18 protein-coding genes and 1 riboswitch are annotated in these 21324 nt (G+C 47.2%); of the genes, 7 read left to right on the forward strand and 11 right to left on the reverse strand.

Features of this window, described 5'->3' with window-relative positions:
- The first annotated feature begins 160 nt into the window (after positions 1–160).
- Positions 161–451 carry an ArsR/SmtB family transcription factor gene (locus tag BK126_RS22845; protein WP_076314842.1) on the forward strand — a complete coding sequence of 97 codons (291 nt, stop codon included), beginning with the start codon at positions 161–163 and terminating at the stop codon, positions 449–451.
- A complete protein-coding gene (locus BK126_RS22850; RefSeq protein ID WP_076314843.1) occupies positions 448–3012 on the forward strand; it encodes an FAD-dependent oxidoreductase in 2565 nt (854 codons plus the stop codon). Before BK126_RS22845 ends, BK126_RS22850 begins: the two co-directional genes overlap by 4 nt.
- A gap of 89 nt (positions 3013–3101) precedes the next feature.
- Here BK126_RS22850 and BK126_RS22855 read toward each other — a convergent pair whose 3' ends face one another.
- Positions 3102–4346, reverse strand: coding sequence for an L-lactate MFS transporter (locus BK126_RS22855; RefSeq protein WP_076314844.1), 1245 nt, complete (start codon positions 4344–4346; stop codon positions 3102–3104).
- A gap of 292 nt (positions 4347–4638) precedes the next feature.
- On the opposite strand from BK126_RS22855, the gene BK126_RS22860 reads away from it, so the two are divergent.
- The 3 genes from BK126_RS22860 (at position 4639) to BK126_RS22870 (ending at position 7667) form a co-directional block, all read left to right on the forward strand.
- Entirely contained in the window at positions 4639–5541 is a 903-nt protein-coding gene (locus BK126_RS22860; protein WP_076314845.1) for a LysR family transcriptional regulator, read from the forward strand.
- 137 nt (positions 5542–5678) lie between these two features.
- A complete protein-coding gene (locus BK126_RS22865) occupies positions 5679–6416 on the forward strand; it encodes an SDR family NAD(P)-dependent oxidoreductase (protein WP_076314846.1) in 738 nt (245 codons plus the stop codon).
- Positions 6417–6644: 228 nt separating this feature from the next.
- Entirely contained in the window at positions 6645–7667 is a 1023-nt protein-coding gene (locus BK126_RS22870; protein ID WP_076314847.1) for an LLM class flavin-dependent oxidoreductase, read from the forward strand.
- A 215-nt stretch (positions 7668–7882) separates the two neighbouring features.
- On the opposite strand, the gene sdaAA is transcribed toward BK126_RS22870, so the two are convergent.
- The 7 genes from sdaAA to BK126_RS22905 form a co-directional block, all read right to left on the reverse strand.
- Positions 7883–8800 carry an L-serine ammonia-lyase, iron-sulfur-dependent, subunit alpha gene (gene sdaAA / locus BK126_RS22875; RefSeq protein ID WP_076314848.1) on the reverse strand — a complete coding sequence of 306 codons (918 nt, stop codon included), beginning with the start codon at positions 8798–8800 and terminating at the stop codon, positions 7883–7885.
- Positions 8790–9485: an L-serine ammonia-lyase, iron-sulfur-dependent subunit beta gene (gene sdaAB, locus BK126_RS22880; protein ID WP_256209805.1), complete on the reverse strand. Its 696-nt coding sequence runs from the start codon at positions 9483–9485 to the stop codon at positions 8790–8792. Before sdaAB ends, sdaAA begins: the two co-directional genes overlap by 11 nt.
- A gap of 198 nt (positions 9486–9683) precedes the next feature.
- A riboswitch (glycine riboswitch) is annotated at positions 9684–9796 on the reverse strand.
- 259 nt (positions 9797–10055) lie between these two features.
- The gene (locus BK126_RS22885; RefSeq protein WP_076314850.1) at positions 10056–11300 is read right to left on the reverse strand and encodes an MFS transporter; all 1245 of its coding nucleotides are present in this window, start codon (positions 11298–11300) and stop codon (positions 10056–10058) included.
- Positions 11301–11490: 190 nt separating this feature from the next.
- Entirely contained in the window at positions 11491–12249 is a 759-nt protein-coding gene (pstB, locus tag BK126_RS22890) for a phosphate ABC transporter ATP-binding protein PstB (RefSeq protein ID WP_047911394.1), read from the reverse strand.
- Between the two features lie 39 nt (positions 12250–12288).
- Positions 12289–13185 (reverse strand): phosphate ABC transporter permease PstA, encoded by an 897-nt coding sequence (gene pstA, locus BK126_RS22895; protein ID WP_047911641.1) that lies wholly within the window; start codon positions 13183–13185, stop codon positions 12289–12291.
- A complete protein-coding gene (gene pstC, locus BK126_RS22900; protein WP_047911393.1) occupies positions 13185–14117 on the reverse strand; it encodes a phosphate ABC transporter permease subunit PstC in 933 nt (310 codons plus the stop codon). The genes pstA and pstC overlap by 1 nt, the downstream gene beginning before the upstream one ends.
- Positions 14118–14273: 156 nt before the next feature.
- The gene (locus BK126_RS22905; RefSeq protein WP_076314851.1) at positions 14274–15221 is read right to left on the reverse strand and encodes a phosphate ABC transporter substrate-binding protein; all 948 of its coding nucleotides are present in this window, start codon (positions 15219–15221) and stop codon (positions 14274–14276) included.
- A gap of 321 nt (positions 15222–15542) precedes the next feature.
- Between BK126_RS22905 and BK126_RS22910 the strand changes: the two genes are divergently transcribed.
- Together BK126_RS22910 and BK126_RS22915 are read left to right on the forward strand one after the other, a co-directional pair.
- On the forward strand, positions 15543–16439 hold the full coding sequence (locus tag BK126_RS22910; protein WP_076314852.1) for a LysR family transcriptional regulator: 897 nt from the start codon (positions 15543–15545) through the stop codon (positions 16437–16439).
- A gap of 58 nt (positions 16440–16497) precedes the next feature.
- Positions 16498–17139 carry a hypothetical protein gene (locus tag BK126_RS22915; RefSeq protein ID WP_179085589.1) on the forward strand — a complete coding sequence of 214 codons (642 nt, stop codon included), beginning with the start codon at positions 16498–16500 and terminating at the stop codon, positions 17137–17139.
- Between the two features lie 141 nt (positions 17140–17280).
- Here the strand turns inward: BK126_RS22915 and BK126_RS22920 are convergent, their stop codons facing one another.
- The 3 genes from BK126_RS22920 to BK126_RS22930 are packed head-to-tail and all read right to left on the reverse strand — an operon-like array spanning position 17281 to position 21194.
- On the reverse strand, positions 17281–19008 hold the full coding sequence (locus tag BK126_RS22920) for an alpha-amylase family glycosyl hydrolase (protein WP_076314854.1): 1728 nt from the start codon (positions 19006–19008) through the stop codon (positions 17281–17283).
- Positions 19009–19014: 6 nt separating this feature from the next.
- Positions 19015–19857, reverse strand: coding sequence for a sugar ABC transporter permease (locus BK126_RS22925; RefSeq protein ID WP_076314855.1), 843 nt, complete (start codon positions 19855–19857; stop codon positions 19015–19017).
- Positions 19854–21194: a carbohydrate ABC transporter permease gene (locus tag BK126_RS22930; protein ID WP_047911639.1), complete on the reverse strand. Its 1341-nt coding sequence runs from the start codon at positions 21192–21194 to the stop codon at positions 19854–19856. The genes BK126_RS22925 and BK126_RS22930 overlap by 4 nt, the downstream gene beginning before the upstream one ends.
- Positions 21195–21324 lie beyond the last annotated feature (130 nt).

Here is a 21324-nt window from a genome sequence, read left to right on the forward strand (position 1 = left end):
CTTTTTTATGCAAATGGAGCTTACGGTTGATTTATATATCACTATATCGTAATATTACAATATAATGATTTATAATAACAAATGAATCATAATTTTAAGTTTTCATAACGATTCGTTTATTACCCATCACCTTGAAGTTCTTAAGAGGAGGCTGTTATCAGTGGATAATAATATCAAAATATATAACGAAATGGCCGAATGTCTGAAGGCGCTGGCCCATCCGGTTCGGCTATGTATTGTAAGGGGACTGCTTCAGAAGGGCAGCTGTAACGTCAGCTACATGCAGGAATGTCTGGAGCTTCCTCAATCGACCGTATCCCAGCATCTGCAGAAGCTGCGGAGCCTGGGCATTGTCGAGGCTGAACGGCATGGACTCGAAGTGACTTATTCCGTAAAAGATCCCCGAGTTAAAGGGATTATCGAAGTATTTTTTCAGGAGGAAGAGAAATGAGTAAAAAGGTAATTATTGTCGGCGGCGTTGCTGGCGGCGCTTCTGCTGCTGCACGGCTGCGGCGGCTGGATGAAACAGCACATATCATCATGTTCGAACGGGACGAGTACATCTCATTTGCCAATTGCGGACTTCCCTACTACATCGGAAATACGATTCAGGACCGCTCCAAACTGATTGTTCAAACACCGGAAGCGATGACGAAGCGTTTTAATCTGGATATTCGCACTCGAAGTGAAGTCATCTCCATTGATCCTGACGCCAAAAAGGTAACGGTTAGAAGCTTGGAGCATGGAACCTACGAGGAGACCTACGATGCACTTGTGCTCTCACCCGGAGCCAGACCCATTCGTCCGGAGCTGCCAGGCATTGATCTTCCGCATATCTATTCCGTACGCAACATTCCGGACACCGATCGGATTAAGCAGCAGGTCATCTCGCCAGACACCCGCTCTGCGATTGTTATCGGCGGAGGATATATCGGTGTGGAGATGGCTGAGAACCTGAAGCTGGCTGGCCTTGAAGTGACACTCGTGCAATCTGGACCGCAGATTATGAATTCCTTTGACCCGGAAATGGCAGGGATGCTGGCGAAGGAAATGGAAGAGCAAGGTGTACAGCTGATCCTTAATGATAAGGTGCGGTCGTTTAAGGAGCATGGCGTTCAAGTTGAAGCGTTACTGGAGAGCGGACAGACGCTGCATAGCGATATCGTTATTCTTGCTGTAGGGGTTGCACCGGATACAGGCTTCCTGACAGGAAGCGGCATCAAGCTGGGAGCGCGCGGTCATATCCAGGTGAACGAAGCACTTGAGACCAACGTGGAAGGGGTCTATGCCGTAGGAGACGCTGTCGAGATTCATGCGGGTAACGGAAAGACAGCTATCCCTCTTGCCGGACCGGCAAATAAGCAGGGAAGAATTGCGGCTGACCGCATTGCAGGTCTAAGCACAACATACAGCGTATCTCAAGGAACCTCTATTATTAAAGTGTTTGATGTGACAGGAGCCCAAACCGGGCTAAGTGAGAAAACGTTGAAATTACTTGGGCTAGCATATCATGCAGTTTACATTCATCCGAATGCACATGCCGCATATTACCCTGGCGCAACTCCCCTTACGATGAAGCTGCTCTTTGATTCCGAGGGTAAGATTCTGGGGGCTTCAGCTGTCGGGCGTACAGGAGTAGATAAACGGATAGATGATATTGCAGCTGTGCTGCATTTTGGAGGGACGGTCACCGACTTAACCGAGCTGGATCTTGCTTATGCCCCGCCCTTCTCATCTGCCAAGGATCCCGTCAATATGCTTGGATATGTTGCCGAGAATGTGGTAACCGGGAAAACGACGGTATATGTGAGCGAAGACTTGCAGAACCGAAATCCGGACACGACACTGCTCGTCGATGTCAGATCAGAGCTCGAGCATCAGAACGGTCACATCCCTGATTCGGTTAATATTCCGGTCGATGAGCTGAGAGATCGATTATCTGAGCTGGATCGAAATAAAGAAATCTGGGTGTATTGCCAGGTGGGGCTGCGCGGATACACATCAGCCCGTATTCTGCAGCAGCACGGATATCGGGTCCGCAACCTGACAGGAGGATATAAAACCTATATGATGAACAAATTTGAGCCAAAAAAGCCGGACAGAAAGGAAGCACCCACTGAAATCGGACAAAAACCTGAATCTCCAGCTAAAGAAAAAGGATCAGGAACAGAATCACGTTCCAGCTCCGCTGTGACCGCATCCCCTGCCTCCGTTCCGGTGGTCGAGAAGGAAAGCTCCATACCAGAAGGTATGCCTATCCATGCAAATATGAAGCTGGATGCATGCGGCTTGTCCTGTCCTGGGCCTCTTGTGGAAGCGAAGCAAGCGATGGATGGGCTTGCAGCAGGACAGATCCTGCATATTACCGCTACCGACCCCGGCTTTTATGAAGATGTACAATCCTTTGCCCGTATGTCGGGTCATGAGGTGCTGTCCGTAGATAAGCAGCCGAATGGACAAATAAGCGCACATCTAAAAAAAGAAGGTGCTAAGCAAGCTGCTGTGCCTTCACTGCAAAATGAGTCCCAAGCCTTCGCAAGACCGGAAGGCACTACAATGGTCGTATTCAGCGGAGATCTGGATAAAGCGATCGCTTCCTTCATTATTGCAAACGGTGCTGCAGCAAGCGGCAAGAAGGTTACCCTGTTCTTCACCTTCTGGGGACTGAATATTCTTCGGAAAACCGAGCCGGTGGATGTGAAGAAGAACTTCATGGGGCGCATGTTCGGAATGATGATGCCAAGAGGAAGCCGGAAGCTTGGCCTCTCTCGTATGAACATGCTGGGTGCAGGCTCCAAGATGATTCGCAGTGTGATGAAGCGAAGCAACATCTCCTCGCTGGAAGAGCTGATGGAAACCGCAGTTTCTCAGGGTGTTGAGCTTGTCGCTTGCCAGATGTCGATGGATGTAATGGGCATCAAGCACGAAGAGCTGATCGATGGGGTGAAGATCGGCGGTGTCGGGTACTATTTGGGACAAGCCGATCAATCCGGAATTAATTTGTTTATCTAAAATTTAAATTAACAAGAGGAGCAGCACTCATGGTTAATACCACGAGAGCTGCTCCTTTGCTATCCCCGATCTGGAGTTCGGAGACGTCTTTAAATCGCTGATTTCTCCAGTCTTTTTTTATTCATATACATAATGACGCCGACGAGCATAATTCCGATAGCGGTGAGCACTGCAGCCGATACGTATGCACTTGTAAATGCTCCTGTCGTTTCTTTATAGTAGGAGGCAATCCGCGGGCCCACAAATGAACCGCCGGAATAACCAACAAACACGATCGCATAATTGATACCCAGATTCTTAGGTCCAAACGACTTGCTCGTCAGTGGAGGGAACACAACAAGTAAACCCCCAAAGGAAAAACCAAGCAATATGATACAGATTGCAAAGAATGTATAATCCTTAGCTACCGTCATCAATAGAAGTGCCGCAATGGTCATGAGCAGACTTACAAGCAATGCGGCGTAGTCACCAAATTTATCGTAAATGACGCCAAAGCTGAGTCTACCAACAAAGTTGGCAAGCGTACTGATGCTGACAATGATTGCACCTGCTGCAGCTGTTAATCCAATCTGGTCCTGAGCTATAATGGAAGCCGAGCTGACCATCATGGTACCCGCTGTACTTGCGCTGACAAGCGTTAAGAAGAGCAGATAGAACAGCGGTGATTTCAGCATTTCCTTCCAGTTATAATTCATCACCGTGCCCGTTGAAGTGCTGCCGGAGGTGGATTGATCCGGATTCCAGCCCTTAGGTCTGTAATCCGCAGGCGGAGAGACTAACAACCACCCCGTAAGGAGAATCGCAATGGTATAGAATATCCCCAGGATCTGATAGGATGATACAACCCCCATCCGTTCAATCAACGTTGCAGAAACCGGTGACAGAATAAACGGACCAATTGCCGCACTGGACAATAATAGCCCGGAAATTTTCCCACCCTTATCGGGGAACCAACGGACCGCTGTAACAAGGGCGGAGTTGTACATCAGTCCTGCTCCTCCACCGGCAATCAAGCTAAAGGTTACATAGAACATCGGAATACTTTGGACATAACCAGTAAGAAACCAACCAAGTCCGAATAGTACACCCCCTACATACATTAACACTCTAGCGCCATATTTATCCGTTATTCCTCCTGCATAAATAGCAATCAAAGCAAAAATCAAGGTGTACAAGGAATAAGCCAAGTTGTAATCTGATGTGGCCCATCCATGAGCTTTGGTCATCGGATCCGAAAATACACTGTAGATGGCTACAGAGGATACACAGAATATAATAATCCAAGCTGCTGCAAAAACAGCCCATCGGTTAAACTGTTTGGGTTGAGATGACATGCATAACATCCCCTTTCTCTTTTTTCAACTCATTTTTTTGAAAGCGTTTACTCAAAGAGGCGTCACAACTTATAGAAGCAACTATTACAATAAGAAATCCCCTGTAGGGTCGTTGGCCATGACTTCTCGATTCATTAAATTGTCCCTATATACACATCATAAAATTGACGGAATTGTGACATCGCTCTTTCTTCCCCTATCTTATAAGAATATAATAACAATGTATAATACATATTTATTAATAAAATCATTCCATTGAGGTTATCAATTATAGAAAGCAGGTTACAACGATATGGAACTTCAGCAGCTTCGCTACTTTCAAGTTACCGCCCGCTGTGAACACATGACGAAGGCAGCTCAGGAACTCAATGTTTCTCAGCCTGCACTAAGCAAAACCATTGCCCGCCTTGAAGAAGGACTCGGAGCACCACTCTTCCATCGGGAAGGCAGACAAATCAGACTCAATAATTTCGGGAGTTCGTTTCTTGTACGAGTCGATCGTATCTTTCAAGAGATTGAAGAAGGTCAGCGCCAAATTCGCGATATGTCCGGTCTCGATAATGGCATCATATCGGTTGGCATTTCGTTGCCGCATATTTTGCCCTTTCTGCTGACTGATTTCTTGAAGCTCCACACCAAGGTCGAAATCAAGCAATATCAAATTCATTCAAAAGATATGAGGGGCCCGCTTGAACAAGGCAGTATGGACATATGCATTTCCTCCAGCCCTATATTTGGAGGTCATATCGAATGGATGCCGCTGCTTGAAGAGGAAATTTTCCTCTCCGTTCCGAGCAACCACCCCTTTGCAGACCGCAACAGCATTTCTCTCGAAGAAGTCAAGGATGAGATCTTTATTAATCGTTTTATTGGATATGAATTTCGGGATCTATGTGATCACTTCTGCAGTCAGGCTGGATTTACAGCGAACACTTCAATTGAACTGGAGGAGGCAGGGGCGATCCTGCGATTGGTAGAGCTCGGTGCAGGCATCTCTTTTACGCCTCAATTATCTCTACTGAACAAGTGGGGTCCGAATACGGTCCAGCTTCGGATCAGCAACCCGAACTGTAAGCGTACCATCGGTATTGCTTGGAACAAGGAACATTATCTTACCAAAGCGGCCGTGGAATTCCGGCAGTTTACGGTTGATTTTTTTCGCAACATCGTCTCTACGTATTACCATCAAACCTAGAATTACTCGAAATCTTGTTTATAACTTTAAGGTTATAGAATTATGTCTAAATATGTATTAGATATTATATAAGAGAAGTCTATAATTAAACCTGTAAGAGTTAGTTACATTCATCCACTTTACAGGGGGTAATTATAATGAGATTACAAAATAAAGTCGCAATCATTACCGGATCAGCCTCCGGTATGGGTAAAGCGGAAGCGCTTGCATTTGCTAGAGAAGGCGCTAAAGTCATCGTAGCCGATATGAACCTCGAAGGAGCAGAGCAAGTCGCAGCGCAAATTAAAGAGAACGGCGGTCAAGCCGCAGCGGTCAAAGTGAACGTCACTGTGCTGGAAGATCTCTGGAATATGGTTGAATATACGAAGAATACCTTCGGTCAGATTGACATCGTTGTTAACAACGCAGGGATCTTTGACAAGTATACGAACAGTCTGGAAACGACTGAAGAACAATGGGACTTAATGTTCGATATTAATCTCAAAGCCATCTTCCGTATTTCCAATCTAGTACTGCCTCATATGATCGAACGTAAACAAGGAACCATCGTGAATATTGCTTCTATTGCTGGACTCGTTGCCCAGATGGGAGGCGCAGCCTATACTGCATCCAAGCATGGAGTGATTGGTTATACGAAGCATCTCGCGGCAGTGTATGGCAAGCACAATATTAAGATCAATGCGATTTGCCCGGGTACAATCTCTACTCCAATGACAGAAGAGATGCTCAAGACTCGTCCTACCGACAAGATTCCATTGGATCGCTTCGGTCAAGCCCAAGAAGTTGCTGATCTAGCTGTATTCCTCGCTTCTGATGAGGCCAAATTCATGAACGGTGCTATGGTACCGATTGACGGCGGATACACTATCGTTTAATTCTTCTTGATGAACTGAATTCTATTTGTGATAAACAAGCCGGCTCCGCTATATGGAGCTGGCTTTTTTACATGCATGCCAGAGCCCCATCTTACACATAACTAATATGAATCCAGACAAAATCCACATATCTATAATTTATGATATAATGGAAATGCTATTCTTTTTGTGCCTTATCTCGAAAGATTAACGATACATCTTAACTACAAGGAGGCTTACTACAAATCAATGACTACTGAATCTACAACCCATAAGAAATTAGAGGAGATTCCCTTCTCCATTCTGGATCTGGCGACAGTAACAGAAGGGTCCAACATCAGCAGTGCGCTGAAGAACTCCCTTGAGCTGGCTCAGCATGCAGACGAGCTTGGATATAACCGTTTCTGGCTGGCCGAGCATCATAACATGCCGGGGATTGCAAGCTCCGCAACTTCTGTAGTCATCGGACATATTGCAGGCGGGACGAAGCGTATTCGTGTCGGCTCTGGCGGTATTATGCTGCCGAACCATGCCCCTCTCGTTATTGCAGAGCAATTTGGTACACTTGAATCTCTGTATCCGGGACGTATTGATCTTGGCCTTGGACGCGCTCCAGGTTCTGACCAGCTGACATCTCGCGCGCTTCGCCGCGGACCAGGAAGTGACGGTCAGGATTTCCCGCAGCGCCTTGAGGAGCTGCAGCATTATTTTAAGCCGACCTCGACCTCATCAATGCAGGTGCATGCATATCCAGGACGTGGACTCGACATCCCGATCTGGCTGCTCGGGTCAAGCGGCTTCAGTGCTGAGCTCGCGGCTCGCAAAGGTCTCCCGTTTTCTTTTGCCAGCCATTTCGCTCCAGACTATCTGCTGCCTGCGCTGGATTACTACTATAACAACTTCCAGCCTTCAGAAGTGCTAGAGGAGCCTTATGCTATGGTCGCTCTGAACGCTTTTGTGGCAGAGACAGATGCGGAAGCCCATAAGCTTGCGACTTCACATCAGAAGCAATTCCTCAATATGATCCGTGGGCGCTTCGGTCTCATGCAGCCTCCCGTTGACGAACTGGACTGGAATATGCAAGAGAAAGCCATTGTAAAAGGACAGCTCCGCTATTCTGTCATGGGAGATAAGGACAGTGTCCGTGATCAATTGAATCAAATGCTGAAGCAAACCGGCGCTAATGAGTTCATTGTAACCAGCCCGATCTATGATCATCAGGCAAGATTACATTCGATTAAGCTGCTCAGTGAAATATTTAACCAAGCGTAATAAGAACAAGTAAAAAAGCCAAGACGAAATAGGGATTTCAAATGAATTCAATTCCCCTATACATCGTCTTGGCATTTTTATATTTTGCAGTGTTACACAAGAGATACACCACAGTGGAGCTCGGTATATTCCTCGGCACACGGTGGATTTAACCGTTCCATATTCTTAGGCTCCTGAATTTACACCAGTATGCTTCAACTCTTGAATCCACCTCATTAAGCTTCATCTACCGCTTTCTTAGGCTTGGTTTTTTCCTTCTTCGTGTCTGCCAGCTGTTTCGTCAGCTTCTTGCCCGTTGGCGTCTGTGCAAGTCCGCCCTGTGCGGTCTCCCGATGCCGACTCGGCATTGCGCTCCCCACCTCAAGCATGACGTCGATGACTTCGTCAGAAGGAATCGCGCTTCGCACCCCTGCGAGGGCCATATCTGCAGCTGCAAGCGCTGTAACTGCCCCCAATCCGTTTCGTACAATACACGGAATCTCAACCAGCCCTGCCACCGGATCGCAGATCAATCCAAGTGTATTTTTCAGAGCTAAGCCGACCGCGTGCACGACCTGCTCCGGTGTTCCGCCTCGCAGCTCAACCATTGCCCCTGCTGCCATCCCGATCGCTGATCCGACTTCTGCCTGACATCCTCCCTCGGCACCCGATATGAAGGAATTGTTGGCAATGACATAACCAATGGCCCCAGCAGAGAATAAGCCATTAACCATATGCTCATCTTCCCAGCCAAAACGCTCCTGTGCACTTACGAATACACCGGGAATGATGCCTGCCGAACCCGCCGTAGGCGTTGCCACAATTCTTCCCATGGAAGCATTCACTTCCGACACACCAAGCGCATAGGCCATAGCAAGTGTAGAGGCGTCACCCGAGCAGCTCTGTTTGTTCTGCAAATAATGGCGGACCCGCTGGCCGTCTCCACCCGTCAATCCACTGCGCGAGGTTGTATCCTCGTTCATCCCTTTATGCACAGCCTGCTTCATGACCTGATAGTAATCCGACATCTGCCTCACAACCTCAGCCTCTGGTGTTCCGGTCTCCTTCACCTGTTCTTCAATCATCAGCTCAGCTAGTGTCTTGCCTTCTGCCGTACAGATTGCATTCAGATCCTTTAAGTGCTTAAACCGCATCCGTATCGTCCCCCTTCTTCAAATCAATGACCTTGATATCATAAATATGAGGCAGAGACTTCAGCCTGATGAGCACGTCAGAGGCCGGTATCGTGTCTGTCTCCATCGCTGTCAGTGCTTCCCCATCCCGGCCCTTACGATCGACCTGCATGAAGCCAATGTTAACACCGGACTCACTTATCGCAGATGTTACCGAAGCGATGACTCCGGCTTTGTCCGAGTGTCTCAATACCACCGCAGGAAAATCACCTGTCAGCTGCACACGAAAATCATCCAATAAAGAGACGGTAACGTTTCCTCCACCAATAGAGGCTCCCACCATCGTACAAGCCCGTTCGCCTGCAGACAGCTCAAATTTGACGGTATTCGGATGTGCCGCCGGAAGACCACTCGTTACAAACTCATATTCCATTCCCAGCTTTTCAGCCCATTCCTCTGCATTCGGTATCCGCTCATCATCGGTAGCCATATTCATCAGTCCACTGATCAGCGCCAGATCTGTTCCATGTCCGGTATAAGTGTCGGCAAAAGAGCCGTATAATATCATTTTCGCTTTCTCTGGTCTCGTTCCAAGCCACTGCCGGGCGATACGCCCAAGTCTAACAGCCCCTGCAGTATGGGAGCTGGACGGTCCCGTCATTGCCGGTCCGATAATTGAGAATACATCCTTGAACCTTGTCATCATAACTCCCCATTTCGTATAGTTCTATCTTATATTGTGCAGAAATATCCGTTCTTCCACGCAAAAAAGGACAGAGTAAGGGTGTAATCCCCTCTCTCTGTCCTGGTACCTGAAAGTTTCGTCAGAAGTGGCCGGCGCATCGAAATCCGCCCTCACTCTCACTTACCCCTTTGGCGGCGCATCGGCTCTCTCCAGAGTTGCGTCGAATCAAGGTTCTTCTACCTGAGAGATTCTGCTGTATAAGCCGGGTGCTTATCAGCTTGCTCCTTCGGTGTCCCGTGGTTTCCCCACGCGATCTCTCCCATTGATCTTCATCCGCTGTTCTATTCATTTTGAACTTATTTGAAATTATAAATTTACTATAAACAGATTAATCGATAAGCTGACCGCATGTCAACAAAAGTAACGAAGAGGCCTGGTATAGAAATGAGTTGCGTTATATTTCCTTACGCAGCAGTATTGAATTCAGATAATATTCACTCTTGTTCTGATCATATATTATGCGCATTCTTTCTAATTCGCTTATACTTCTACCCCTGTTAATGCCATTGCATACGCTCATGTTAGTCTGTCCTACAATCTAATCTGTGACTTGTCTTCATCGAAATAGCCGCCTCTCGAATGCTGAAGACTAATTAACCAGAGCAACAACGATAGAAGGACAAGCACGATCGATACTGTAAAATAGACGTAACGCAGCGACACGAGCTCGGCAATAACACCAAACGTTATAATAGCAGCTATCTGAAGCAGACTAACCATCAGGCCGAATATGCTTGTTACCCTGCCCATCATGGCTGCAGGAACATTATTTTGATAAAAGGTCGCCAGACCCGTATTGGAGAAAGACGAGAAAAAGCCCAGTAGGATGAAACCAGCTGCAGCCCATACGAATGAATTCGAGATGGAGAAGATCAGATACCCTGCAGATACAAGCAGCATTCCCCCTCCCAGCATATGTTTGACTGGAATCCATTTTGCTAAGATTGAATTCAGAAATGCTCCGGCGACACTTCCTGCTCCTGTCAGACTGACAATCAATCCGTATTCCAGCTCAGACATCTTAAGGGTACTGCGAATAAACACAACCTCCTGTGAGTCCAGCGCCATACCTAGCAGTAAAATAAAATGAAACAGGCTGTAGACAAATATGACATATGCGTTAGATCTACTGAACTTCATTACACCGCTCCAATCAGCTGCTATCATGCGATATGTTATCCTCTGTCCTGCCGCTTCTCCCTCTTGCACCTCTATAGGTAGCTTGGGGAGCAGCGATAACAAGAAGGCTGATATCAAGAAGGATGCTGCGTTAATATAGATCGCAATATCAGGCTTCATATATATGAGCAGCACCCCGGCAATGGCCGGACCCACCAGAAAAGCCCCCGAGGTCGTTAAACCCTGAAAAGCATTAAACTGCTTGCGTTCTGCTGCTGGTACAAGTCTAACGATATAGGTCATCGAAGCCGGTTGAAAAATAGAAGAGGCCATACTGTTAATCATCAGGCAGGCATAAATCATCCACAGCTCGGGCAGCAGCGGGAGGGCAGCTACAAATACAGTCCGGATCAAATCAGTAATGATCATAATCTGCCGCTGATTGTATCGATCCACCAAGCTTCCAGCCCAGAATTTCGTCAGTAGTGAGGCTGCTGGTGCAATGATCCATAATCCTGCAACGGCTGCAGGAGAACCCGTCATATTCAGAATCAACACGTTAATCGCAATGAGATAGACAAAATCTCCAATCCTGGAGATCCCGATACTTCCAAGCAGCAAGCCTTTTCGACGCCATTTGGCGAATGATTGCTCCATAAATAGTCCCTTTCAGGTTAGCATTGGATTGAAGAAGCTTATTTATACTTTTTCTATATTTATCCATTTAATCCCTCTCTCTAATAACCTGACTCAACGGACTACTATGCAAAAAGAGCACAGCCTCGGCTCATGAAGCCGTAAATAAGCTGTGCTCTTCTGAATATTATGAATACTCGATGATTTTGGATCAGCCGAAACGTCCCATAATATATTCTTGAGTCGATTGGTTCTCCGGATTGGAGAATATTTTCTCGGTTACATCACGTTCCATGAGATTGCCCAGGAAGAAGTACGCTGTAAAATCGGAAATTCGTGCTGCCTGCTGCATGTTATGAGTAACAATAACGATACGCAGATCTTTCTTGAGCTCTGTAATCAGCTCTTCAATCTTACCTGTAGATACCGGGTCTAGTGCCGAGGCCGGCTCATCCAGCAGCAATATTTGCGGCTCGACCGACAGTGCGCGAGCGATGCATAGACGCTGCTGTTGTCCACCCGACAGTGCCAGGGCAGAATCGTTCAGCCGATCTTTAACCTCGTCCCACAGAGCGGCACGACGCAGGCTTTTCTCCACAATTTCGTCCAGATCCTTCTTCTTCTTCATACCACGGTATTTCGGACCAAATGCAATATTGTTATAGATCGATTTATGGAACGGGTTTGGCTTCTGCCACACCATTCCGATGTTCTGCCGAAGCTTGATAACATCTGTGCCTGGCGCATTCAAGTCTTTGCCGTCCATCCAGATATGACCTGTAACGCGAGCCCCTGCGATCTCATCATTCATTCGGTTCAAAGATCTCAGGAATGTGGATTTACCGCATCCAGAAGGACCGATCAAGGCCGTTACGGTATTCTTCGGGAACTCCATGCTGATTCCCTTCACCGCTTCTTTCTCGCCGTAAAAAACACTCAGATCCTCTGTGCTAAAAGGTTGTTGTGGCATTATTCAAAGTACCTCCCTATATACAAAAAGCCGATTCTACTAGTTCATACGCTTAGCTGCTGTCATCTTGCGATATACAACGCGTCCAAGCCAGCGCGCAAGCAGGTTAAAGATGAGAACAAGGATAACGAGCACAGCTGAAGCTCCTGCCGCAATCTCAACCGCATCAGGCGCAAGCTGCTCACTATTTACTTTCCATATATGCACGGCAAGTGTTTCTGCCGGACGCATCGGATTCAGCGGTGATCTTTCGCTGAACGGGTTCCAGTCCGTAAAGTCAAGCGGCGGACTACTCATACCGGCTGTATACATCAGGGCTGCCGCTTCACCGAAGATCCGTCCGGCAGCAAGAATCGTACCGGTAATCATGCTGGGCAGAGCAACAGGAAGCAGAATGGAAGTAATGATCTTCCACTTGGACAAGCCGAGTGCAAGACCTGCCTCCTTCTGTGCCGTTGGAACAGAACGGAAGGCCTGCTCTGTTGTACGCACCATCAGCGGCAGATTAAATACCGCCAGCGCGAGTGCACCAGACAAGAGCGAGAAGCCAAATCCAAAGGTGTTAACAAGTAATAACAAACCGAACAAACCGATAACGATGGAAGGGAACGAAGACAGTACTTCAACAACCAATCGAATAAAGTTTGTAATTTTGCCTGGCTTCGCATATTCCGCCATATAAATACCGGCTCCCCAGCCGAGCGGAATGGTAATGATCAGGGTCAAGACAAGCAGGAACACGGAGTTAAAGAGCTGCGGCCCAATACCGCCTCCTCCGCGAAGATTTTGCGGCCGGCTGGTAAGGAAGTCCCAGCTGATATGACTGACGCCGCGGAATATAATATAACCGATCAATCCCACCAAGATCGCAATAATAAATACAGCGAAAGCGATGATGATGCCAGTAGCTAATTTGTCGGCTGTTTTTGGTTTCATCATACCCGGTTTCTCCTTTCAAGCAAACGCACCAGCAGGACGAACAAGAAGGTCATAATCAGCAGGACAAGTGCCATACTCCACAATGCATTGTTGTGTACTGAACCCATTGCCGTGTTACCCATGCTAAGCGTAATTACACTCGTTAGTGTTGATGCTGACTCCAGTAATGAGGTTGGAACAAATGGAGCGTTACCGATGACCATCTGTACTGCCAGCGCTTCACCAAACGCACGCGCCATACCGAGCACAACACCCGTCAGGAGCGCAGGAAGCATTGTCGGAATAACAACACGGGCAATGGTCTGCCAGCGAGTAGCTCCGAGCGCGTATGAGGATTCACGGAGTCCTCCAGGAAGAGACGTAATCGCATCTGCCATAATACTTGTAATGGTAGGAAGAATCATGACGGATAAGACTAGGCATCCTGCAAGAATACCAACCCCTGTACCTCCAAAGATTGAACGCAGTAACGGAACGATGACACTCAGACCAACAAAACCATAGACAACCGAAGGAATACCGGACAGGAGCTCAATGGCTGGCTGCAGTATTCGCTTGCCCTTGCCAGGTACAATCTCGGTCATAAATAGTGCCGCACAGAGCGCCAAGGGACTTGCAATCAGTGCTGCCAGAATTGTAACAGCGAAGGAGCCGACAATGAATGGCAGAGCCCCGTAAGAAGCCGGATCAGATGTTGGACTCCATGTTGCTGATGTAAAAAATTCTTTGACGCTTACGCCGTCAACAAAGAAGGTAGCAAGCCCTTTGGAGGCTACAAAATAAACAATTGATACAATGACGACGATAAGGAAAACTACACAGATGGAAGTATATATTTTACCGATCCAATCCTCGTAGAAATGCTTCTCCCGCTTGGGACGAGACTGTTCACCGGACTCAAGCGCCGGCTCCCTCTTCGTTAGGCTCATCTAAACCATCCTTTTGAATCATTTTAGTATAATTTGTATATCATCTCGTTAACCGAACGAAAGAGGTCGGGCAAATTTGCCCGCCTCTTCTCATTAGGTCATGTACGAAATCATGATAGAAATCACAATTTCATACCGCTTAATTCGTTTTCAGCATTATTTTTTAGTGATGTTACCTTCTACGTCACGCTCAACTTGCATACCGCTAACCGGGATGTAACCAAGCTCTACAACATAAGTGTTCTGAACTTCGTCAGAAACCATGTAGTCAAGGAATGCTTTTGTTACTTCATTCGGCTCGCCGTTTGTGTACATATGCTGGTAAGCCCACACTGGATATTCACCAGATTCAATGTTTTCAACTGTTGCTTCAATACCTTCATATTTAACTGCAGTCAGCGTGTCATCCAAGTAGGACAATGCAAGGTAGCCGATTGCACCAGGAGTTTCTGTTACGAGCTTCTTAACGTTACCTGAGGATTCTTCTTGGATGGATCCTTCAAGGTCAGGAGCAGCTCCGCCAAGTGCATATTTTTCGAATGTAGCACGTGTACCAGAGCTTGCTGGGCGGTTGATGATGACGATATCTTGATCCGCTCCACCAACTTCACTCCAGTTCGTTACTTTACCGTTGAAGATATCGGACAGCTGTTGTTTAGTCAGATCTGTCACGCCTACTTCTTTGTTTACTACAGTTGCCATACCAACGACAGCTACTTGGTGATCAACAAGTTGCGATGCTTGATCAGCTTCTAGCTTCTCTTCAGCAAATACGTCGGAGTTACCGATGTCTGCTTGCTTATCAGCGACTTGTGTAAGACCCGTACCGCTACCGCCGCCTTGAACTTGAACCGTGATGTTCTCATTGCCTTCTACCATCATGAAGTCTTGTGCAGCTTGGTCAACAAGCGGCTGAAGCGCTGTAGATCCTACTGCAAGCACGGAACCGCTAAGCTGTGTTGCTTCTCCGCCTCCATTAGAACTTCCTGCTGGGTCTGTATCTCCAGATCCGCTCGTACTTGTACCTGATCCGCAGGCAGCGAGTACGACGGTCATCGCTAGTGTAGTCATCATTAAAGGTAATTTCTTAACTCTTTTGAACATGTTAGGTTGTCCTCCCCCAATTTGTGTGTGGTCTTATTTGTGTTCACCACTTACATTATTCATTCTAGTGGTAGTGCATCATCTTAAAATTTATCCTTTGTTAAATGTGTATTAAATATGTATACATGAAATCTATTAAAACATATAATAAATCTATAATAGATATAAAGAAGCACGCCTTTTTACCTGCAATCTCTCTTATAATGAACCTATTTATGAGCTTATATCCCAAATGTTGCGTCTATTTTAACAATATCACTATATGTTGATGTTAAAAGTTCGTTTACAAATGTCAAAGCTTCAACCAGGAGGAACATGGTAATGAATTTAATCAAATTTCAAATCCTTGTGTTAATAGATAAGTGGAACAAAGTTACGGATGTCGCCAAGGAGCTTGATATGAAGCAGCCCACGGTTTCTTTTCATATGAAGAGCCTTGAGAAGGATATGGGGACTGCTCTATTTATCTCAGCACGGGGAAGAATCATGCTTACCGAAGCGGGAAAAGCCATCCTGCCCTATGCTAAGCAAATGATCAATCTGGATCAGACGGCACGGCGGACCGCACAGCTGTTCACTGAGCTGAATCAAGGAAGTCTTCAGATCAAATCAGATCCCCTTGTCTCGAGCTATTATCTATCTAGTCTTATCGCAGAATTTGCAGATCAATATCCGGGCATCCGGATTTCAAACCGCTTGTTTGATGAGGTATCAGATCCAGGCAGTGAGGAGAACTTTATTGCGGCCAGGCTGGACAAGCTGGGCAGCCCATTAGAGGAGTCTTCTGATAAGGTTTTGATTCAAACAGATGAACTGATTCTTCTCGTCCCGGAAAACCACCCCTTTACGCAAGAGCCAGATTTACATCCTGGAGAACTCAGTAAGTATATGTTTGTGAATTATGAGAGCTGCGGATGGATATCCGAGCGAATGGAGCGTTTTACACAGATCACGGGAGCTCATTTGTGGGAGAGAGTGTATGCAGCGACACCCGAAGCAGCTGTAAATATGGTTGCTGCAGGCAAAGCGATTACTTTTTTTCCGGCAAGTGCTGTACGATCTGCAGATAGTCGAGTCGCAAAGCTCCCGATCCCCGGTCTATCGAAGGAGGATGTCATGATGTACGTGACATTATCTAAAATGAACGAGCTAACACCAGCAGGTCAACAATTTTGGTCCTTTCTCAGCCATGATCATAGGAACCCAGAAGCTCCCTAATCCATATATATAAGAACATGGGCGTATGCACCAAGTTACAGTATGGGAGCTGATTCAATTGTCATTCATACCGATATTTCCCCCTTCAGTGGCAGGAGGCGGAACTAGTTCACTTCAAAGTTTGCTCGGGTCTATTAATGTTGCAAGCTTAGCTGCCACACCGAATGCTACTCAAGCCGTTCCTTCTAATATACTTACCTCATTGCCGAGTCCTCCATTTCAAGCCATTCAGCAGTATCAGCAGTTAACTTCAAATCCGGCACAGGCGCAAAGCTTAGTTGCTCAGTCCAGTCAACAGACAGGACCTGGGGGCTCCGCCTGGCAGATCCCTTCAGGTGGAATAGGCTCTTCTTCCATTGGAGGAATTGGCGGACCAAGCGGGATCGGTTCTCCTGGAGGAATTCTAGGCAATCTTCTCCCTGGCTTAGGCGGGCCAAGACCAGAAGAGGCACCTGCTTACTCAGAGGATACGGAAGCAGAGCAGACCGAATATCGCAGCGCCCGCTTCCCTTGGTTGCTGCCTTATTGTACGTACCGCTGGGCCGTCTTGATCACCGGACCGAATCCTTTTAACTTAACTGTTCGTCTTGGTATTGTTCTCTTCACCAATCCAGGGGTAACCGTACTGCTGCAGACGCAGCCCTTCCCGATTATTCAGGCATTTCCAACTTGGCAAATTCTATATGTGCAGTGCTATTGATCAGATAGCTGCCCGTTTCTCTGCTTCTGCCTGCCCTTTGTCTCAATAACGAGAAAGAAAGACCCTCTCCTGCATGGCCCTGGTCAAGGAAATGGACTCGGCGCTACAGAGAGGGTCTTTCTTCATTATAAGATAGCTGAATTATTGTAAAATCACTGAAGTATAGGGTGGCAGCGTCAATGTCTGATCTGTCCATTGCACTTCAGCATTCGTGGCATGTATAAGCTCGGTATACTTCACTTCTGAATCGTCCAGAACAACTTCCTTCTCCTCATTAGAGAGGTTATGAAGGACAAGCACCCGCTCACCCTCTGCTGCCCTGACATACCCTAGCAATTGATCGTCATCCAGATCATAATCGGCAATAGTCCCATCTGTAAGGGCTCTGCTTCCATTTCTCCAATCGATCAGTTCACGATAGTGAGACAGAAGGGATGAGCTGTCCTGCAGCTGACTCTCGACACTAACAGCAGCCTCGCCCAGATTATGCTTCGGTGTCTGCCAGGTCGTCTGTCCCTCACCGGCCTCTGCCTGATACCATAGCATCGGCTCGCGAATCTGCTCATCTGGCTTAGCGCCTTCCATGCCGATCTCCTCACCATAATAGATGAAGGGATTACCGGAAAGAGTCAATAGAATGGATGCCGCCATTTGTGCATGATCTGCCGATCCACCAAGCTGACTCATAACGCGATTCTGATCGTGATTGGCCAGAAAGACGGCATCAACAAATGCTCCGCCAGACTTCTCATTAAACAGCTCGTAATTACGGGTCAGCTGAGTTACAAATCCGCCGTTCCTTTCGCTCGACACCGTACGAATGATTTGATCTGCCAGACCGAAGTTGAATCCCGAATCAAACGCATTGTCCAAGTAAGGTGCTACAGAGACCGGGGAGTTCTCCCACACCTCTCCAACAATATAGGCATCTTCCTTGACCTCATTCATCGCCGTTCTAAACTCCTGCCACCAAGAGACATTCTTCGCCGTTGTCTCAGCACTTCGATCGCTCTGCACATCTTCGTAGATATGCTTTGCTGCATCGAGCCGGAAGCCGTCAAAACCGAATTCCAGCCAGTACTGACCGATCCTCAGCATCTCAGTTCGAACTTCTTCATTATCGAAGTTGAGATCAGGCATTCCACTCCAGAAGGTACCCAAATAATGATTGCCGCCCAGTTCGTGCCAAGCCGGTCCACTGCCTGCGGCACTCATGCCTGTTGTATTCTCGCCAGTGTCCTCCGCCCAGCTGTACCAGTCACGGTATGCACTATCCGAGGAAGTACTCGATTCCTTAAACCACGGGTGCTCTGTGCTCGTATGATTGACGACCAGATCCATAATAACCTTAATGCCCCGCTCATGCGCTTCATCCACCAGGCGCTTCAAGTCATCCTTCGTTCCATAATCAGGATGGACATCATAATAATCCGTCACATCATATCCATGATAGCTTGGAGAGGGATTGATTGGCATCAGCCAGATGCCTCCCACACCAAGATCATCTCCGCCGGGCTGACCATCATTTAAGTAGTCCAGCTTCTCCGTAACTCCGTTCAAATCCCCGATCCCATCCCCATCCGAATCATAGAAGGAACGAACAAAGATTTCATAATAAACGGTTGACGGCTGTTCAAGGGCAGCGAGCTCAGCTTTACCATGGCCCCTTGCTTCAGATTCCTCGGCTAGAGCATTCTCAACCGTGCTCTTCTGCCCAGCTTCGGTACCTGCCGCAGCAGGGTCTTCTCCTTGCTGCGGCGTCTGTTCTACTCCTTCACTGCTGCACGCAGCCAGCATGCAAGCCATTAAGAGAACAATGGCGGGATAAGCAAATCGTTTGTTTAACCCAAGCAGATGGCGCGGCGCCATAGAGCCTCATCCTTTCGTTGCTCCCGCAGTCAAGCCATCCACCAAGAAGCGCTGCAGGAACATGTATAGGAGTGTAATCGGCAGGGCTACGAGAACAGATCCCGCCGCAAACAGCGTAAATTCGGTACTTGTGTAGCTGTTCACCAGCTCATACAAGCCGACGGCCAAAGTCCAATTTTCACGTGAGCGCAGGATCAGTCTGGCAAATATAAAGTCCACCCATGCTCCGCTGAATGTCATCAAAGAAATGTACGTAATAATTGGTTTCGATAACGGCAGTATAATAGAAATAAAAATTCTCATATGACTTGCCCCATCGAGCAATGCCGATTCTTCAAGTGCACGCGGAATGGTATCGAAGAAGCCCTTCGCTACAAACATACCGAGTGCTGCACCCGATGTGTACACCAGAATAAGAGCCCACGCTGAATCAAGCAAATTCATTTGCAGGAGCATTACGTATACCGCAATCATACTCATGAAACCTGGGAACATCCCAAGAATCAGGATAACTGACATGGCCGTCTTACGTCCCTTGAACCGGAACCGAGACATCGCATAGGCAGTAAGCACTTGGATAATCGTACCGAGCACCATGCTGGTGACCGCAATCTTCAACGTGTTCCAATACCACTGGAGAAAAGGAATGTCCTTGTCTGCCTGCGGCAAAAACAGATCTTTATAGTGCTGAAGTGTAAACTGTTCAGGTATGATCGTCTCACTGTATAAGGAATCCCCGACTTTAAAGGAGGACATAATAATCCATAGAGCAGGATATATACATACGATGGCGATCAGAATCAGCAAAATATAACTGAAGGTGAGCTTAATCCGTTTTTTTCTCTTCATTGAATCATATCCTCCTCTTTAAACGAACGACTTCTGCGATAGTTATAGATCGAGAACGAGGCGATGATTAAGAATATGAGAATGCCGATCGCAGATGCAAAGTTGTACCTTTGATTATCCAGCGTCAGCTTGTAAAGCCACGTTACGAGAAGGTCTGTACTACCCGCAAATGCGTAGTCACCGTTCGCCGGAGCACCCCCGGTCAACAGGAAGATGACGTTAAAGTTATTGATGTTACCCGCAAACTGCATGATCAGAATCGGTGCAGTCTGGAATAATACAAAGGGCATTGTAATGTTACGGAATTTCTGGAATGCAGAAGCACCGTCTACTTCGGCCGCTTCATACAAATCCTTCGGAATCGCTGTAAGCACACCAAGCACAAGAATCATGGATACCGGAATACCAATCCACATATTGACGAGGATAACGGTGACTTTGGCCATGAATGGGTCATTCAGCCACGGCAGCCCGCCAAGTCCCAGCATGCCTAAATACTGATTGATTGGTCCAAATTGCGAATTGAACAGGTTCTTCATAATCAGCAGCGAGATGAACTGTGGTATCGCATACGGGATAATGAAAATCGTCCGCCACATCGTCTTGAAGCGAATACCGTGCTGCTGAATGAGCAATGCGACCAGGATACCTCCAAAATACGTCGTTACCGTAGCCACAATCGCCCAGATAATAGTCCAGATCAATACGCCAAAGAAGGTATTGCTCCAAGCCGTCAGCGTAAAGAGATTCTTAAAGGTATCGAAACCGACCCAATCCACAAGATTCTTCGGCGGGATATGGTCAGGAGCGGAATAATTCGTGAAGGCCATCAGGACCATGAACAAAATCGGTAATATAGTAAAAAAGAGCACACCGATGGTCGGAAGTGACAGCAGCAGATACGGGAACCCTTTGTCCAGCAGCTGCTTTACCGTTTCGCGGAAGGATGGTGCCTGCTTCCCTTGATCACGGAGCTGTCCGATACGATGAGCATCCTTAATATTTCCAATGTAAAAAGCAATAAGAAGCACGAAGTATATCAATGCCACAAGCCCATATATCATCATGAATATGGAATGATCGCCCGGCACATTTTGATATAGACGTCCTACCTTCTCCATTCTGGCAGGTGAATCTCCAAGTGTTACGAGCCCCCATAAATTGGCCCCCAGCTGTGTAATGATCAAATATAAACTAATGACTTCGACTAGAAAAAAGATTGCGCCTTTTACCCATTGTCTGTGATACCATTGCCCAAGCCCCATGAATACTGCTGATAAAATAGCGCCTGTGCGGGCATGGCTCCCCGAAGCCGACTGCGGCTTCCCGGTTGACATCATTGCCGGTGATTGTCCTCTACTCATGTATGGTCCCAGCCCTTCCTTCCGATAGATGGTATGGAGCCACCGCGAGAAACTCATGTTACTGAAGTCTCACGCGATGGCCTCTTTTCTTTTTCTACATATT

The organism is Paenibacillus sp. FSL H7-0326 (assembly GCF_001955535.1).
GTDB classification, from domain to species: domain Bacteria; phylum Bacillota; class Bacilli; order Paenibacillales; family Paenibacillaceae; genus Paenibacillus; species Paenibacillus shunpengii.

What these genes read in the sequence shown, in the direction of transcription:
- BK126_RS22885 (WP_076314850.1), bottom strand. Translation starts at nt 11,300, where the DNA reads ATGGAGCAATCATTCGCCAAATGGCGTCGAAAAGGCTTGCTGCTTGGA.
- BK126_RS22925 (WP_076314855.1), bottom strand. Translation starts at nt 19,857, where the DNA reads ATGAAGAGAAAAAAACGGATTAAGCTCACCTTCAGTTATATTTTGCTG.
- pstB (WP_047911394.1), bottom strand. Translation starts at nt 12,249, where the DNA reads ATGCCACAACAACCTTTTAGCACAGAGGATCTGAGTGTTTTTTACGGC.
- BK126_RS22850 (WP_076314843.1), top strand. Translation starts at nt 448, where the DNA reads ATGAGTAAAAAGGTAATTATTGTCGGCGGCGTTGCTGGCGGCGCTTCT.
- BK126_RS22860 (WP_076314845.1), top strand. Translation starts at nt 4,639, where the DNA reads ATGGAACTTCAGCAGCTTCGCTACTTTCAAGTTACCGCCCGCTGTGAA.
- pstA (WP_047911641.1), bottom strand. Translation starts at nt 13,185, where the DNA reads ATGAAACCAAAAACAGCCGACAAATTAGCTACTGGCATCATCATCGCT.
- sdaAB (WP_256209805.1), bottom strand. Translation starts at nt 9,485, where the DNA reads ATGATGACAAGGTTCAAGGATGTATTCTCAATTATCGGACCGGCAATG.
- BK126_RS22930 (WP_047911639.1), bottom strand. Translation starts at nt 21,194, where the DNA reads ATGTCAACCGGGAAGCCGCAGTCGGCTTCGGGGAGCCATGCCCGCACA.
- BK126_RS22870 (WP_076314847.1), top strand. Translation starts at nt 6,645, where the DNA reads ATGACTACTGAATCTACAACCCATAAGAAATTAGAGGAGATTCCCTTC.
- BK126_RS22905 (WP_076314851.1), bottom strand. Translation starts at nt 15,221, where the DNA reads ATGTTCAAAAGAGTTAAGAAATTACCTTTAATGATGACTACACTAGCG.
- BK126_RS22910 (WP_076314852.1), top strand. Translation starts at nt 15,543, where the DNA reads ATGAATTTAATCAAATTTCAAATCCTTGTGTTAATAGATAAGTGGAAC.
- sdaAA (WP_076314848.1), bottom strand. Translation starts at nt 8,800, where the DNA reads ATGCGGTTTAAGCACTTAAAGGATCTGAATGCAATCTGTACGGCAGAA.
- pstC (WP_047911393.1), bottom strand. Translation starts at nt 14,117, where the DNA reads ATGAGCCTAACGAAGAGGGAGCCGGCGCTTGAGTCCGGTGAACAGTCT.
- BK126_RS22920 (WP_076314854.1), bottom strand. Translation starts at nt 19,008, where the DNA reads ATGGCGCCGCGCCATCTGCTTGGGTTAAACAAACGATTTGCTTATCCC.
- BK126_RS22865 (WP_076314846.1), top strand. Translation starts at nt 5,679, where the DNA reads ATGAGATTACAAAATAAAGTCGCAATCATTACCGGATCAGCCTCCGGT.
- BK126_RS22855 (WP_076314844.1), bottom strand. Translation starts at nt 4,346, where the DNA reads ATGTCATCTCAACCCAAACAGTTTAACCGATGGGCTGTTTTTGCAGCA.